This window comes from Kitasatospora sp. NPDC091335 (genome assembly GCF_044757205.1).
Lineage (GTDB): Bacteria > Actinomycetota > Actinomycetes > Streptomycetales > Streptomycetaceae > Kitasatospora.
Genome location: NZ_JBIVUM010000009.1, coordinates 308,179 through 323,806, shown reverse-complemented (window position 1 = coordinate 323,806; position 15,628 = coordinate 308,179). Strand labels below are relative to the sequence as shown.

Genomic DNA, 15,628 nt, shown 5'->3' with positions numbered 1-15,628 from the left:
AGCGCCGGATGCCGAGCGCGGGACGACGTCGGGAGTGGCACGGGTGGCGAGGAAGACGGCGACGATGGAACCCGGCCCCGGCGCGCCCGCCGGGGCCGTCCCCGGCCTGGAGCGGCTGCCGGCCGGGCCCACGCTCTTCGTCGGGCGGCGCGCCGAACTGGCGGCGCTGCGGGCGGCCGCCGCCCGTCCGGCGAGCGGGCGGTGCCCGGTGCTGGTGCTGGCCGGGCGCCCCGGCTCGGGACGGACCGTGCTGGCCGCCCGCTTCGCCCGTACCGTCGCCGCCGACTATCCGGACGGGGTGCTGTTCGTACGGCTGTCCGCCCCGGACGGCGGCCGGGTGCCGCCCGCCCGGGCCGCCCGGCTGCTGCTGGAGCAGCTCGACCCGCAGAGCGCGGTGCCGCTGCCGGGGGCGGGTGAGGACGGCCGGGACGAGCCGGGCTGCGTGGCGCTGCGCGAGGCGCTCGCGGGCCTGCGGGTGCTGCTCGTGCTGGACGACGTCAGGGATGCCGGGCAGGTGTGGCCGCTGCTCGCCGACGAGCCCGGCTGCCTGGTGCTCGCCACCACGGCCGGGCCGCTCACCGGGATCGAGGACATCGACCCGGTGATCCTCGGGGGGCTGGACCGGCAGGCCTCCGGTGAGCTGCTGGCCGATCTGGTCGGCGGCACCCGGATCTCCTGCGACCCGGTCGGCGGGGCCGACCTGGCCGAGGCCTGCGCCGCCCGGCCCGCCGCGCTGCGGCTGATGGCGGGATGGCTGCGCGCGAACCCGAAGATCGCGGTCACGGACGCGGCGCGGGAGCTCAACCGGGTGGTGGGGGAGGAGACGGGGGCCACGGGGGCTGCCGCGGAGACGGCCGCGGGGGCGGCCACGGGCGGCGTGGCTGCTGAGGGGAAGACGGCTCCGGGGAAGACGGCCGCGGGAAAGGCCGCTGCGGAGAAGGCCGCTGTGGGGAAGGCCGCCGTGGGGAAGGCCGCTGTCGGGAAGGAGAAGGAGCAGGACAGGGCGGCGAAGAAGAAAGGAGAGGAGCGCGGGGTGAAGTCCCCCGGCGTTCCCTCGGCGGGGGCTGCTGGGGCTGCCGGGGCTGCCGGAGCCGCCGAGGCCGCCGGTGTCGGCGCGGCGAGCGGGTCGGCGGGCGATCCGGCGGCCTGGGTGAAGCCGGGACCGGAGCCGGCCGAGCCGGTGCCGGTACCCGACAACGACCCGCTGCTCGGCGCGTTCACCCTGCTGTACCGCGGGCTGCCGGCCGCCCAGGCTCGGATGCTGCGCACGCTCACCCTGGCCCCGGCGCAGACCGCGGACCCGCGCACCGCCTCCGCCCTGGTCGGCTGCCCGGTGCCGGACGCGGCCGTGACGCTGGCCGCGCTCGCCGAGCGGGAGCTGCTCGGCGAGGAGGCCCCGGCCGCCGACGGCAGCCCGCGCTACCGGGTGCCGGGGCGGCTCTACCCCCGATTGGTCCGGCTGCGTGAGCACGATGACCGGCCCGCCGAGACCGAGCTCGCCCGGGCCCGGCTGCTGGAGCGGCTGGTCCGGCTCACCGAGTCGGCCCGCGCGCTGCTCGACCCGGCGGCCGCCCCCGGCCCCGATCCGCTGCCGGCCCCGCTGCGGCTGCGCTCGGCCGCGCACGCCCGCGAATGGCTGCTCGGCGAGCGGGAGCTGCTGCTCGGGGCGGTGGCCGACGCGATCGGCCAGGGCGACCTGGACGGGTCGGCCGGGCGGTTGGTCACCTCGCTGCTGCGGACGCTGCCGCTGACCGGCGTCGCCGCCCCCACCGACCTCTACCGGCTGCACGAGCTGGTGCTGACCGTCGCCGAGCGCAGCCGCCGGCCCCGCCGGGCCTCGGCCGCGCTGCTCAACCTGGGCGACCTCCAGGCCTCGGCGGGCCGCTGGGAGCCGGCCGCCGCCCACTACCGCTCGGCCCTGGAACACGCCCGCGCGGCCGACGACGAACCGCTCTGCGCCCGGGCCCTGGAGAGTGCGGCCAACTGCCACCGGGCGCTCGGCGACCCGGTGCGGGCCGCCGACTGGTACGGGCGGGCGCTCGGCCTGCGGCAGGCGCTCGGCGACCACGCGGCCGAGGCCCGGCTGCTGGCACGGGTGGCCGAGGCCCACACCGCCCAGCGCCGTTTCGACGAGGCCGACCGGGAGTACCGGGCCTCGCTCGCCGTGCTGCGCCGGCTGGGCGACGAACGCGGCAGGGAGGCCGTCGGAGCCGCCCTCACGGACCTGCGGGAACGGGCCGACGCCGAGTGGTGACGGACGGTTCGGGAGTATTGTCGAAGATGCCTGGTTGCGACGTCTTTGGTGGGTAAGTCGCTGGGGAAGCCTACGAACCTGCCAATGCGCGCGGGAAATTTATTCACTTTGGAAGGCTGACACGCCGACTGGGCTTCATTACACTCGGACTAAGTCGCGCAGCGATCCCCGCCCCGGGCTGCCCGGAGGCTTCCCCACGTGCGCGTCGCCCACCGGTCTTCTCCGGTCGGGACCCCCATGGCAAGAGGACGTGTTCACCCGTGAAGGTCGGCATCCCCCGCGAGGTCAAGAACCACGAGTACCGCGTGGCCATCACGCCCGCCGGCGTGCATGAGCTGGTCCGCAACGGACACGAGGTCTACATCGAGGACAACGCCGGTGCCGGCTCCTCGATCCCCAACGAGGAGTACGTGGCCGCCGGCGCCGCGATCCTCCCCACCGCCGACGAGGTGTGGGCCACCGCCGACCTGCTGCTGAAGGTCAAGGAGCCCATCGCTTCCGAGTACCACCGGCTGCGCAAGGGGCAGACCCTCTTCACGTACCTGCACCTGGCGGCCGACCGGCCCGGTACCGACGCGCTGATCGCCTCGGGCACCACCGCCATCGCGTACGAGACCGTGCAGCAGTCGAACGGCGCGCTGCCGCTGCTCGCCCCGATGTCCGAGGTCGCGGGCCGGCTGGCCCCGCAGGTCGGCTCGTACCACCTGATGCGTCCGGCCGGCGGCCGTGGCACCCTGCCCGGCGGCGTGCCCGGCACCCACCCGGCCAAGGCCGTCGTCATCGGTGGCGGCGTCTCCGGCTGGCACGCGGCCACCATCGCCGTCGGCATGGGTTACGAGGTGACCCTGCTGGACCGCGACATCAACAAGCTGCGCGAGGCCGACCGCATCTTCGGCACCAAGGTCAAGACCATCGTGTCGAACTCCTTCGAGCTGGAGAAGGCCGTCCTGGAGGCCGACCTGGTCGTCGGTGCCGTGCTGATCCCGGGCGCCAAGGCCCCGAAGCTGGTCACCAACGAGCTGGTCTCCCGGATGAAGCCGGGCTCCGTGCTGGTCGACATCGCCATCGACCAGGGCGGCTGCTTCGAGGACTCGCACGCCACCACGCACGACGACCCGACCTTCAAGGTCCACAACTCGGTCTTCTACTGCGTGGCCAACATGCCGGGCGCCGTCCCGAACACCTCCACCTACGCGCTGACCAACGCCACCCTGCCGTACGTGCTGGAGCTGGCCAACCGTGGGTGGAAGGAGGCGCTGCGCCGCGACGCCGCGCTCGCCAAGGGCCTGAACGTGCACGAGGGCCAGATCACCTTCCCGGCCGTGGCCGAGGCCTTCGGCCTGGAGTCGGTCTCCCTGGAGAGCGTGCTCGCCTGAACCCCCTGACCGCACGGCGGTCGTTCGCCCCCGACCCGATCCCTTCGGGCCGGGGGCTTCGCCGTGCCCGTGAACGGTGGGTGGACCGGGCGGGTCGCTCTGTCGTCAATATCCGTCGGTCACGTCACCCGCCCGCAGAAACGTCGGGGCCGGTGACCCTCTCATCCCTTGACAGCAGCCCGCTCGATAGTCGACACATCCTGCCCACTACCGTGGATTGTGTTGCTGCGAACGCCTTGAACGGCCTAGAGTCGCAAACCGTCGGCATGCTGCCACGCTGACGAATCGACATAGAGTCCTGGATGCCCAAGGAGGTAAGACGACTTGTGAATGAGTCGACAATTGCTCCCGGGGGTGGTCAGCCAGGACTGGCGGAACTCACCGCCGGCCAGCCGAGTGAGGAGCCCGGGGCCCGGCAGCCCTCCGTGGGCTCGGCCGAGGTCGGCTCGGTCGCACTCCGCACTTTCGAAGCACGCCAGAACACAGCACAGGTGACCACGGTGACCGATCACGACGCCGACTTGGCGGCCTACGGCCTGGCCTACGGCGAGTTCGCCTACGGCGCCTACGACGACCCGGACGCCGAGTACGAGCCGGACCCGGAGTACGCCGCCACGCTGGCCCCCGACGCCGCGCGCCAGCGGCGCGAGCGGGTCGGCCCGACCGGCCGTCCGCTGCCGTACTTCCCGATCCCCGCGCCGGTCGCCGAGCACGGCCCCGCCCAGATCATCGCCATGTGCAACCAGAAGGGCGGCGTCGGCAAGACCACGTCGACCATCAACCTGGGCGCGGCGCTGGCCGAGTACGGCCGCCGGGTGCTGCTCGTCGACTTCGACCCGCAGGGAGCCCTCTCGGTCGGCCTCGGCGTCAACCCGATGGAGCTCGACGTCACCGTCTACAACCTGCTCATGGAGCGGGGACTGACGGCCGATGAGGTGCTGCTGAAGACGGCGGTCCCGGGGATGGACCTGCTGCCGTCCAACATCGACCTCTCCGCGGCCGAGGTGCAGCTGGTCAGCGAGGTGGCCCGGGAGTCCGCGCTGGCACGCGCCCTGAAGCCGCTGCTGCCCGACTACGACTACGTCATCATCGACTGCCAGCCCTCGCTGGGCCTGCTGACGGTCAATGCGCTGACCGCGGCTCACAGCGTGATCGTCCCGCTGGAGTGCGAGTTCTTCGCGCTGCGCGGCGTCGCACTGCTGACCGAGACCATCGAGAAGGTGTGCGAGCGGCTCAACCCCGAGCTGCGCCTGGACGGCATCCTGGCCACCATGTACGACTCGCGCACGGTGCACAGCCGTGAGGTGCTGGCCCGCGTCGTCGAGGCGTTCGGCGAGCACGTCTTCCACACCGTCATCGGGCGGACCGTGCGCTTCCCGGAGACCACCGTCGCCGGCGAGCCCATCACGACGTACGCGACCAACTCGGTCGGCGCCGCCGCCTACCGCCAGCTCGCCAGGGAGGTGCTCGACCGGTGCCGCCCCGCCGAGTGAGTCTCCCGGGTGCCGACGAGCTGTTCCGGACCACCGGAGGGATGGCGCTGTCGCCCTCCCTCGCGCCGCGTCCGGCCGCCGAGGCATCCAGACCGGAGACCGCGCGGACCGTCAACGGCCAACCGGACGGCGCCGAGGGCGGCGAGTCCGCCCAGGGCGCCCAGGACGACCGGCAGGTGACGCCGGAGCACCAGGCGGGCGCCACGGTGCCGGCGCCCGCCCAGCGGCCCGGCACGGCCGTCGGGCCCGCCGCCGCGGCAGGGAAGGCCGTCCAGGGCGGCCGCGGAGCCGGTTCCGCCCCGGCACCCCGGACCCACCAGAGCGTCGCTGAGGAACAGCCCGGCGCCGCCGGGCGCGCCCGGCCGCGCGGCCGGGCGCCGCGCCGGCCCAGCGGGCGCGAGCGGCACGACGAGAAGATCACGGTGTACGTGTCCGCCGAGGAGCTCATGGACCTGGAGCACGCCCGGCTGGTGCTGCGCGGTGAGCACGGCCTCGCCGTGGACCGCGGGCGGATCGTCCGGGAGGCCATCGCGGTCGTCCTGGCGGACCTGGAGCAGCGTGGCGAGGCCTCGATCCTGGTCCGGCGGCTGCGCGGCCGGTAGACGGCGCGGCAGGGCGTGGCAGGGCGTGGCAGGGCGGCCGGCTGTTCGAGCCGGGCGTCGTGGGGGGCCGTGGGCCCGGAGCGGGGCCGGCGTGGGGAGACCGCCGGCCGGTGACAGGCCTCGAAGGGGCTCGGAGGGGCTAAGACAGGGCGTCGAGGGGCTCTGGCCGGGGTCGGGCGGCGTCCCGGGGTTCCTTGGTCGTGGCGGGCGTCGGAGGGCCGTTCCCTGGGTGTTGTGGGCTCTGTCGGCATGGCCGTGGCCGGTTCGGCAGGACGGGCCGGGGCCGTCGGGCGGGCGCGCGGGTCTCGTGCGGGTCCGGGGCTCTGGTGGGACGCGGAGGGCGCGCGGAGGGCGCCGTACGGGCTCACGGGGCGCTCCTGGGGACGCCGGGAGGGCGTCCGGGGCGTCGGTCGAGGGCAACGGTGGGCGGCGTGTCGGGTGGCCCGGGGGCCGGGCCGAGGGCGGGGACGGGTGAAGATGGACCGTCATGCCCAGTACCGCCGAACCAGCCGCCACCGCCGAGAGCGCGACCGAGAACGAGTCGCGGGGCGGCTTCCGGGTACGGCTGGACAACTTCGAAGGCCCCTTCGACCTGCTGCTCAGCCTGATCGCCAAGCACAAGCTGGACGTCACCGAGGTGGCGCTGGCCACCGTCACGGACGAGTTCATGGCACACATCCGGGCGATGGGCCCGGACTGGGACCTGGACGCGGCGACGGAGTTCCTGGTGGTCGCCGCCACCCTGCTCGATCTCAAGGCCGCCAGGCTGCTGCCCGCGGCGGAGGTCGAGGACGAGGCGGACCTGGCCCTGCTGGAGGCCCGTGACCTGCTGTTCGCACGGCTGCTCCAGTACCGGGCGTACAAGCGGGCGGCGGCGCTGTTCGGCGAACGCTGGGCGGCCGAGCTGCTGCGCCGGCCCCGGACCGCCGCCCTGGAGCCCCGGCACGCGGAACTGCTGCCGGAGGTGGTCCTCGGCGTCGGAACGGAGCGGTTCGCCGAGCTGGCGGCCAGGGCGATGGAACCCAGGCCTGCGCCGGTCGTGTACGTGGACCACATCCACACCCCACCGGTGAGCGTGCGCGAGCAGGCCGGACTGGTGGTCGGGCTGCTCACCGAACTCGGCGAGGCCTCGTTCCGGCGGCTGGTCGAGGACGCACCCGACGACCTGGTGGTGGTCGCCCGCTTCCTGGCGCTGCTGGAGCTGTACCGGGAGCGGGTGCTCGCCTTCGAGCAGCCGGAGGCGCTCGGCGAGCTGCTGGTGCGCTGGGTGGCCGAGGAGGGCCGGGACGCGGTCGAGGTGACGGACGAGTTCGACCGGCCGGCGGGCGAGGCCGTGAAAGAACCGGCGGGCGAGCTCAGGGAAGAAGGCGAGCGGCGATGAGCGGCGGGAACGAGGGCGGGCGGCGGTGAACGACGGGAACGAGGCGGCACCGCCGGTGCGGCGCCCGCTGGGGCTGCCGGGGCGGACGCGGGCCGAGGAGTGGCTGGAACCGGTCTTCGAGCTGCTCCCGGACCCGGTGGAGCCCGCCGGAGGGGGCGAGCCGGCCGGGGGCGGGGAGGCGGTGGAGGCGCGTGTCGCGCACCGGAAGCTCGTGCACCAGAAGTCGGCCCCGTCGACTTCCGGTGCCGAGGAGGCCGCCGACGCCGGGCTGCGGGCCGAGCTGGAGGCCGTCCTGATGGTCGTCGACGAGCCGGTGGCGGAGGAACGGCTGGCCGGGGTGCTGGAGCGGCCCCGGGCCGAGGTCGCGGCGGCGCTGCGCGAGCTGTCCGCCGAGTACACGGCCCAGGGCCGGGGTTTCGACCTGCGGCCGGTCGCGGGCGGCTGGCGGTTCTACAGCCGGGAGACCTGCTCCGAGGCCGTCGACCGCTTCCTCCTGGACGGCCGCCAGGCCCGGCTCACCCAGGCCGCGCTGGAGACCCTGGCGGTGGTCGCCTACCGGCAACCGGTGTCCAGATCGCGGGTTTCCGCCGTCCGCGGTGTGAACTGTGACGGCGTGATGCGTACCCTGGTACAGCGAGGACTGGTGGAAGAGGCCGGATCCGAGCCCGAAACAGGTGCGATCCTGTATCGGACGACGAACTACTTCCTGGAACGGATGGGGCTCCGCGGCCTGGACGAGCTGCCGGAGCTTGCTCCCTTCCTGCCCGAGGTCGACGACGTGGAAGCGGAGTCCCTGGAGGGCACGATGATCGCGGAGGCGGTCGCCGCCGCTGCCGCGCAGGCCGCGGACGGCAGTGGCGAGGCCGGTCGGGCCGGGCCCGATCGGTAGGGGGCGGTGAGGTCGGCCGAAACGACCGCACATCCCAGACGGAACGACGTACGGACACTTTGATGCGTAGCAGTGGCAACGGCAGGAACAGCAGCGGCGGCGGGAGCAGTCGCGGCGGACAGGGCGGGGGCCGGGGCGGCGGCTCCTACGGCGGCGGCAGCGGCCGCGGCGGCTCGGGTGCGGGCTCGGGTTCGGGCTCGCGCGGGGGTTCGTACGGCGGTGGCAGTGGCCGTGGCGGACAGGGCGGCGGCTCCTACGGTGGCGGCAGCGGCCGTGGCGGCTCGGGTTCGGGCGGGGGTTCGTACGGCGGTGGGAGTGGCCGCGGCGGCTCGGGTTCGGGCTCGCGCGGCGGTTCCTACGGCCGTGACGACCGACGCGACGACCGCCGGGACGACCGGCGCGATGACCGCCGCTACCCGGACCGCCCGCTGCGGCCCGAGGAGCGCCGGTACGACCGCCCCGAGTACGGCGGCGGCCCCAACGCCACCCCGGCCCGCGGTGGCTACAGCGGCCGGCGCCCCGGCCCGGCCCCGCGCCCGCGCCGTGAGGGCCAGGGTGCCCCGGGCGATCCGCGCCGCCAGCCGCAGCGCTCCCGCGAGCTCCAGGCCAAGATCGAGGACGCCGTCCTCGCCCGGCACGACAAGCCGGCCGTGAAGCTGCCCAAGACCTTCGGCGAGCCCGAGGGCGAGCGCCTCCAGAAGGTGCTGGCCCGGGCCGGCATCGGCAGCCGCCGCGCCTGCGAGGAGCTGATCGAGCAGGGCCGGGTCGAGGTCAACGGGAAGCGCGTCACCGAGCAGGGCAAGCGGGTCGACCCGCAGAAGGACGAGATCAAGGTGGACGGCCTGACCGTCGCCACCCAGTCCTACCTGTTCTTCGCGCTGAACAAGCCGGCCGGCGTGGTCTCCACGATGGAGGACCCGGACGGCCGCCAGTGCCTGGGCGACTACGTGACCAACCGGGAGACCCGGCTGTTCCACGTCGGCCGCCTGGACACCGAGACCGAGGGCATCATCCTGCTCACCAACCACGGCGAGCTGGCCCACCGCCTCACCCACCCGCGGTACGGCGTCACCAAGACCTACCTGGCCGCGATCCAGGGCCCGATCCCGCGGGACCTGGGCAAGCAGCTGGCCCAGGGCGTGGAGCTGGAGGACGGCTACGCCCGCGCCGACAGCTTCAAGGTGATCTCCAACGTCGGCAAGAACTACCTGGTCGAGGTGACCCTGCACGAGGGTCGCAAGCACATCGTCCGCCGGATGCTGTCCGAGGCCGGCTTCCCGGTCGAGAAGCTGGTGCGCACCCACTTCGGCCCGATCGCCCTGGGTGACCAGAAGTCGGGCTGGCTGCGTCGCCTGACCAACCCCGAGGTCGGTCAGCTGATGCGCGAGGTCGGCCTGTAGGCCCGCCCGCTTCCGATCCACCGGAGCCCCCTGCCGCAGCACGTGCCGCGGCAGGGGGCTCCGGCGTTCCGGTGCCCGGCGTACTGGTGTCCGGTGTTTCGGCGTCCGGCGATTCCGGGGGACGGGGAGGGGGTGTGGTGGAGCGGATGTCCACGTTTCGGACGGGTCGTGTGAGCCGGGACGCAACCGCTGGTCACGGCCTTGTCAGCGTCATGAGCCGTGGCCGAGGATGGCCACCGGACGGCCACCCGGCCGGGTGGCGGGACTGCGCCGGCACGGGCGCGCGGGTCGGGCGGAATCGGGCGAACAGGGGGAGTGGGCGTCGTGTCCGATGCAGCACTGGGGCGGGCCGGCGGACAGGCCCTCGGCGCGCTGGGACTGGCGGAGCCGGACGGGCAGGTCTACGCGGCGCTGGTGGCCAACCCGCAGTCCACGGCGGAGGAGCTGGCGGAGAGCTGCGGACTGACGTTCCAGCAGAGCGTGCGCGCGCTGGACCGGTTGGCGCAGCAGGGCATGGCGACCCGGGCGCCGGTGGACCGGCACCGCTACCTGCCGGTGCCGCCGGACGTCGCCATCGGCACCCTGATCGGCCACCGGGAGTCGGAGCTGCGCTACGCCAGGGCCGAGATGCACCGGCTGATGGACGCCTTCCGGGAGGCATCGCGGTACACCGATCCGGCGCACTCGGTGGAGGTGCTGACCGGCGGCGAGGCGATCGCCCAGCGGCTGGAGCACATCACCGAGACCAGCCAGTACCAGGTGCGCGGCTTCGACCGCCCGCCGTACATCCAGGACCCGGTGGCGCCGATGCCCCTGCAACGGCGACGGCTGCGCGAGGGCGTGAAGTTCCGGACGGTCTACGACCGGGAGGCGGTGGCCTGGCCGGGGCGGCTGGAGAAGAACATCCTGGTCGGCGTCGCGGACGGTGAGGAGGCGCGGGTCCGGCCGACGCTGCCGATGAAGATGATCATCTCGGACGACCGGATGGCGATCATTCCGATCAGCGTCGGCGACAGCGTGCTGGACGCCGCGTACGTGATCCACCCCTCGGCGCTGCTCCAGGCCCTGGACATGCTGTTCGAGGCGGAGTGGGAGCGGGCCGTCCGGTTGCAGGCGGCGGTCGACAGCGGGGACGCGGGGCCGGGGCCGGACGCGGACCACCGCAAGCTGCTGGGGTTGCTGGCGGCGGGGCTGACCGACGAGTCGATCGCCCGTTCGCTGGGCTGGAGCGCCCGGACCACTCAGCGCAGGCTCCAGAGCCTGATGCGTTCGCTGGGCGCCACCACCCGCTTCCAGGCCGGCATGGCGGCCCGGGAGCGGGGGTGGCTGTAGGGAATGTTGTGACAATTCACGGGGGTGTGACGAGTCGGGTGCCCGGTGGGGGCGGCGGCTTCGGGGACTTCTGGGACTTCGGGGACTTCGGGAGCAGCGGGTGCCACGGAGGTTGCGGGAACTGCGAGAGCTACGAGAGCCATGAGAACCACGGGAATTGTCATAAAACTCCGCGGTCGCGCCCTCGTCAGCTCCAGGGGCTGAGTGAGGCCCAGCGGCCGTCCGGGCCGCGCTCGACCTTCTGTAGACCGACCACGGCGGTACGGTTCAGCCGTCCGTAGATGTGCGGGAACAGCACGCCGGGAGTGGCCCCGGGCGGCGGGGCGCCGTGCGGGTCCTCCCACTTGACCATCGGCTCCACCAGGGACTCCTCGATCAGCAGCACCATCAGTGGGTCGGGGGTGTCGGAGAAGAAGGCGTTGGCCACCGCGAGCGCCGTCTGCTCGTCCGCCGAGCAGTGGATGAACCCGTCGGTGAGCAGCGACGTGGTGGCGTACGGGCGGCCGGGGTCGGCCAGCCAGTCGTCCAGGGGGGCGAGGTGGAGGATCATGGTTCCTTTTCTACCCGTTGTCTCCGGTTTGGGCCTGAGCGGTCGTCATCGGCACGGTGGTGTCCGCGCCGGCCGCCGGCAGGCGGTCAGAGCCCGGCCACCTTCGCGGAGGCGGACACCTCGTACACCAGCGTGAGGGTGCGGCGGGCGCCCGGGGCGAGCGGGACGTCCCAGCGGACGATGCCCTCGGCGTCGAAGGAGTCCGGCGCCGGGTCGCACTCCTCCTTGCGCAGCCGCACCTCGACCGCGGACACCTCGGAGACCGGCACCCGCTCGCGCACCGTGACGATCCGCTCGTCGCGCTCCTGCGGGCCGGAGAAGCGGGACAGGTGCAGCCGGACCGTCCGGGTGGTGGTCTGGCGGCCGGTGAGGCCCGCGGTGGCCTGGCGTTCCTCGGTTTCGCGGACCACCCGGTACCCGTCCGAGCTGCCGAAGGACAGCTCGGCCTCGGCGCCGGCGGCGGTGAAGCGCAGCTCGCCGCGGCCCGTGAAGCCGCTGCCGCGGACCAGCTCGACCGGGCCGGACAGCAGTGGGTGCCCGGCCGTGTTGCGGAACCGGACCACCTCGGTGACCAGCGGCGACAGCTCCGGTGCGCTGGCGTACTCGCTGCTCGCCGGGCCGCTGAAGAAACCCAGCGGCACCCGGTGCGCGCGGCCGTCGGAGGGCACGTTCGCGGGGGCGGGTGCCGGCAGCACCCGGACCTCGCCGCCGTCGTCCACCCCCGGTACCAGGGAGGCCGGCCCGAGGGCGGCGACCGCCTCCTCACGCAGTTCGACCTCGACCGTGCGACGCTCCTCGTCGGTGCGCTCGCGCAGCACCAGGACGTCCTCGGCGACCGCGGGCGGGGCGGTGGCGAGTGTGGAGCGGGCGGTGGAGAAGGTGAGCCGGGCGTCCGTCCAGTCCTCACCGGTGCGCTGCCACACCACCGCCTCCGATTCCAGGCGCAGGCCGGCACCGTCCAGGGTCGCCCGGTAGGAGGGGCGCCACAGCGCGCAGGGCACCAGGTGGGAGACGGTCAGTTCGGCCGGGCCCGGCCGCGCGGCCTCGACGGTCAGCTCCAGGTGGGCGGTCAGTTCGGCCGGGTCCTCCTCGGCCTCGTCCAGGGCGGTCAGCGCCTGCGAGCGCTCCTGCTCCAGGCGGCGCAGCCTGGAGTGGGTGGTGCGCAGCTCCTCGCCGTGGCGTTCGCGCTCGGCGTCCACCCGGCCGAGTTCCCGGGCCCAGCGGGTGGGTTCGAGCTCGCCGATACCGGCGCCCTCGCCGATCTCGCGCAGCAGGTCGGCGGCGAGCTGGGCGAGCAGGGCCAGCCGGGCCTCCAGCCGGGCCCGGGTCTGCTCGGCCAGCCGGGTCTCGGCGTCCAGCCGGTGCAGCCGGTGGCGCAGCTCGGAGTCCTCAGGGCCGGGGGGCAGCGGGGCGCGCGGCGCCCAGCCGCGTACCAGCCGGGCGTCCAGCACACGGACGCCGCCGGTGGCCGACTCGGCGCGCAGGGTGCGGTCGACGGCGAGGGCGGTGAGCGGGCCGAGGCGCAGTCGTTGCACGCCCGCGGCGAGTGGGACGGTGGTGGTGCGCTCGACCTGGCTGCGGTCCTCCAGACAGGTCACGGCGGTGACGGGGAGGGGAAGGGTTTCGACGGTCATCGCTCAGTTCCTCCGGTTTCCGCCGACGATGGCCTTTCCGGCCGGGATCTTGATCAGGTAGCCGCCGTCCAGCTCGGTGCGTCCGCCCGGCGGCAGGTCGACCCGCCAGAGCCGGGTACTGGGCGGGCAGTCCGGGGTGGGGACGGTCGGGGCCTGCCAGCCGGCCCGCTCCTCGATCCGGATCTCGGCGTCGGAGGCGACCGGCACCCGTTCGCGGACCTCCACCGTGACGCCGCGTCCGAGCCGGTTCACCAACTGGACGTGCACCCGGTGGTCGAGGACGGTGCTGTTGCCCTTCAGCTTGCCGGTGGTGGACTCGTGCAGCTCGGTGCGGCGCGCCACCTCGATGCTCTCGGCGACGCCGATGCCCAGCCGCCGGGTGCCGCCGGGCGCGAGGGTGGGCAGGGCGGCGGTGAGCAGGAACTCGTCGTCCACGGTGACCTCGACCGGGCCGGCCAGGACGGCCTGGTCGGTGCGGTTGGCGAGCACCAGCGTCGCGTACACCTTCTCCTCGACGGCGGGGACGGTGACGTACTCGGGGCGGACGGCGAGCGGGATCTCGCCGACGGTGACGGTGTGCCAGGTGCCGTCGGACGGGATGTCGGCGGGGGCGGCGGCGTCGAACCGGTGGTCGAAGGAGCCGGCCGATTCGCGGGGCGGTACGGCGTGGCGGGGCAGGGCGAGGGCGCCCACCCGGGGGTCGCCGCTGCCGCCGGGCAGCGTCCAGGCCCGTTCCTCGCGCTCGATCCGTTCGGGGCGCGGGTGCAGGGTGCCGCGCCGGGCGGCGGGTTCGTCGGGACCGGCCAGGACGAGGTCGGGGTAGTCGAGGAGGGTGGCGTCCGGAGTGAAACCGGCAGGCGGGGGCGGTGCGGCGAGGCCGACGCGGCGGCGGGCTTCCGTGGGTGGGAGGCCGCCCGGGTCCGGTGGCAGCGACGCCGCGGCGACGACGGGGGCCGGGACCGGGGTGGGAGCCGGCGGTGGGGCGCCGTAGCCGGCGAAGGCGGCCGGGGCGACCGGGCCTCCCGGGGACGTGGGCATCGGGTAGTCGGCGTTGAGCAGGCCGCCGCCGTACGGGCCGGGGGCGGCGAGGGCGATCGGCTCCTCGGCGGCGAAGGCCTCGGCCCGGGGGCCGCCCGGACGGACGCCGCCGAGGTGTGCGGCATAGGGCGGGGCGGGGGCGGTGGCTCGGTGACGTGCGTCGAGGTGGGGGCCGCGGTGTGCGGCGGGGCGGTCGGCGCCGGCCGCGTCGTAGCCGGTGAAGAGGTCGGTCAGGCCGGCCGGGGGCTCGCGCCAGCCGGACGGGGCCGGGGCGGGCTGGCTGCGGCCGATCCGCAGCGAGGCGAGCCGGGGCAGGTCGGTGTGGCGGTCGAGGTCCGCGGTGGACAGGGCGAGGCGCACGCCCGTCCAGTCCTCGCCGGTGCGCTGGGCGACGGCGGCGCGCAGGACCAGGTGGGCGGTGTCGGCGCCGGTCCGGTAGGACAGGCGGTAGGCGGGCACCCAGCGGGCGGTGGGGACGCCGTACTCCAGTTCCAGTTCCAGGTCGGGGTGGGTGCCGCCGGAGGTGTTCTCGGGGCTGTCCCCGGCGTTGTCCTCGGCGTTGTCCCCGGCGTTGTCCTCGATGTTGTCTTCGAGGCTGCGTTCCGGGGTGCTTCCGGTGGTGAGGGTGAGCAGGACGGTGGTGCTGGTCCCGATCGGCTCGGCCGGGTCGGCGGTGGACGCCCGCTCCAGTCGGTCGGCGGCCAAGTCTCGTTCGTGGTCTGCCAGTTCGAGCTGCTGGGTGAGCTCTTCGGCGCGCTCCTGGAGCCGGGTCAGCCGCTCGTCGACGAAGTCGGCGAGCTCCAGCCAGGCGTCGGCGGGCGTGCGGCGCAGCGGCTCCTCGCGGCGGCGCTGCGGCGGGACGGCGCGCAGCGCGGTGGTCTCGGCGATCGCGGCCAGGACCAGCCGGTGGCGCTCGGCGAGCGTGCTGCGGTGCTCGGTGGTCTCGTCCAGCGCCCGCTTCAGGTCGTGGAGTTCCTCCGGCTCACGGAGTTCGGCGAGCAGCTCCAGCCGGGCCTCGGTGACCGCGGTTCCGGCCGGTCCGGTGAGCACTCGGGCACGCAGCGAGTGGCCGTCCACGGCGGCGGGCAGACCGGTCAGCCGGAGTCGTCCCCCGGGCGGGACCGGGACGGTGGCCCGTCGTCGGCACACCGCGCCTTCGGCGTACACCACGACGGACTCCAGGACCGACGGGTGGGCCGGTACGGCCGGTGGTTTCGACTGCCCGTTCCGGCCGCTGTGCTGTTCGTCCATGCGCAACCCCTTCGTTCGTGTGGCGCCCGCTGTGCGGTGCGTGCCGCGTCCCACCCGCTGTACGGCGCTGGTGGTGCCGGTACTTCGTGGGCTTCCGGTGCGCCCGCGCGTCTCTGCTCCGTTGGCCCGACTGTCGGGTCCGCTCGCCTGCCGTGTGCCGCTTGTCGTGTGTCGCGCTGCCGCGCCTTCCCCGTTCCCGGGCGGCCAGTCTGCCCGGATTCGGGGCGGGCGTCCCCGGATTCGCGGGTGCGGCGTGTGCACTGTGTGGGACGGGGGCGGGCCCGGCGCGGTTGCCGGCGCCGGAATCTGCCGGAGGTGTCGTTCCGGTTGCCGGGTGAGAGGTGGGGACTTGGGCCGGGCGGATGAGGGAGGATGGGGCGCGGGTGCTCCCGGACGGTCCCGGCACCTGTCGAGAATCGTGATGAGGA

General features: G+C 74.4%; 11 protein-coding genes. 8 read left to right on the top strand and 3 right to left on the bottom strand.

What is annotated here, in order from left to right; translation table 11 throughout:
- Positions 1–64: 64 nt before the first annotated feature.
- The 8 genes from ACIQOW_RS21300 (at position 65) to ACIQOW_RS21265 (ending at position 10,727) form a co-directional block, all read left to right on the top strand.
- Positions 65–2,254: an AAA family ATPase gene (locus tag ACIQOW_RS21300; RefSeq protein WP_401087217.1), complete on the top strand. Its 2,190-nt coding sequence runs from the start codon at positions 65–67 to the stop codon at positions 2,252–2,254.
- A 260-nt stretch (positions 2,255–2,514) separates the two neighbouring features.
- Positions 2,515–3,630 (top strand): alanine dehydrogenase, encoded by a 1,116-nt coding sequence (gene ald, locus ACIQOW_RS21295; protein ID WP_401087215.1) that lies wholly within the window; start codon positions 2,515–2,517, stop codon positions 3,628–3,630.
- 425 nt (positions 3,631–4,055) lie between these two features.
- Positions 4,056–5,123 (top strand): ParA family protein, encoded by a 1,068-nt coding sequence (locus ACIQOW_RS21290; protein ID WP_030245868.1) that lies wholly within the window; start codon positions 4,056–4,058, stop codon positions 5,121–5,123.
- On the top strand, positions 5,120–5,725 hold the full coding sequence (locus ACIQOW_RS21285; protein ID WP_401087213.1) for a hypothetical protein: 606 nt from the start codon (positions 5,120–5,122) through the stop codon (positions 5,723–5,725). The genes ACIQOW_RS21290 and ACIQOW_RS21285 overlap by 4 nt, the downstream gene beginning before the upstream one ends.
- Positions 5,726–6,212: 487 nt before the next feature.
- Entirely contained in the window at positions 6,213–7,106 is an 894-nt protein-coding gene (locus ACIQOW_RS21280) for a segregation and condensation protein A (RefSeq protein WP_401087211.1), read from the top strand.
- Positions 7,107–7,401: 295 nt separating this feature from the next.
- Positions 7,402–7,995 (top strand): SMC-Scp complex subunit ScpB, encoded by a 594-nt coding sequence (locus ACIQOW_RS21275; protein ID WP_401087261.1) that lies wholly within the window; start codon positions 7,402–7,404, stop codon positions 7,993–7,995.
- 62 nt (positions 7,996–8,057) lie between these two features.
- On the top strand, positions 8,058–9,395 hold the full coding sequence (locus ACIQOW_RS21270; RefSeq protein ID WP_401087209.1) for a pseudouridine synthase: 1,338 nt from the start codon (positions 8,058–8,060) through the stop codon (positions 9,393–9,395).
- A 324-nt stretch (positions 9,396–9,719) separates the two neighbouring features.
- Positions 9,720–10,727 carry a helix-turn-helix domain-containing protein gene (locus ACIQOW_RS21265; protein WP_401087208.1) on the top strand — a complete coding sequence of 336 codons (1,008 nt, stop codon included), beginning with the start codon at positions 9,720–9,722 and terminating at the stop codon, positions 10,725–10,727.
- 187 nt (positions 10,728–10,914) lie between these two features.
- On the opposite strand, the gene ACIQOW_RS21260 is transcribed toward ACIQOW_RS21265, so the two are convergent.
- From ACIQOW_RS21260 to ACIQOW_RS21250, 3 genes are all read right to left on the bottom strand, one after another.
- Positions 10,915–11,277 (bottom strand): DUF952 domain-containing protein, encoded by a 363-nt coding sequence (locus tag ACIQOW_RS21260; RefSeq protein ID WP_401087206.1) that lies wholly within the window; start codon positions 11,275–11,277, stop codon positions 10,915–10,917.
- A gap of 86 nt (positions 11,278–11,363) precedes the next feature.
- Positions 11,364–12,911, bottom strand: coding sequence for a mucoidy inhibitor MuiA family protein (locus tag ACIQOW_RS21255; protein WP_401087205.1), 1,548 nt, complete (start codon positions 12,909–12,911; stop codon positions 11,364–11,366).
- Between the two features lie 3 nt (positions 12,912–12,914).
- Positions 12,915–15,200, bottom strand: coding sequence for a DUF4139 domain-containing protein (locus ACIQOW_RS21250; RefSeq protein ID WP_401087203.1), 2,286 nt, complete (start codon positions 15,198–15,200; stop codon positions 12,915–12,917).
- Positions 15,201–15,628: the final 428 nt, after the last annotated feature.

Bases quoted from the DNA above. Each gene is read 5' to 3' on its own strand.
- ACIQOW_RS21250 (WP_401087203.1), bottom strand. From the start codon at position 15,200: ATGGACGAACAGCACAGCGGCCGGAACGGGCAGTCGAAACCACCGGCC.
- ACIQOW_RS21275 (WP_401087261.1), top strand. From the start codon at position 7,402: ATGGTCGTCGACGAGCCGGTGGCGGAGGAACGGCTGGCCGGGGTGCTG.
- ACIQOW_RS21270 (WP_401087209.1), top strand. From the start codon at position 8,058: ATGCGTAGCAGTGGCAACGGCAGGAACAGCAGCGGCGGCGGGAGCAGT.
- ACIQOW_RS21280 (WP_401087211.1), top strand. From the start codon at position 6,213: ATGCCCAGTACCGCCGAACCAGCCGCCACCGCCGAGAGCGCGACCGAG.
- ACIQOW_RS21260 (WP_401087206.1), bottom strand. From the start codon at position 11,277: ATGATCCTCCACCTCGCCCCCCTGGACGACTGGCTGGCCGACCCCGGC.
- ACIQOW_RS21300 (WP_401087217.1), top strand. From the start codon at position 65: ATGGAACCCGGCCCCGGCGCGCCCGCCGGGGCCGTCCCCGGCCTGGAG.
- ACIQOW_RS21255 (WP_401087205.1), bottom strand. From the start codon at position 12,911: ATGACCGTCGAAACCCTTCCCCTCCCCGTCACCGCCGTGACCTGTCTG.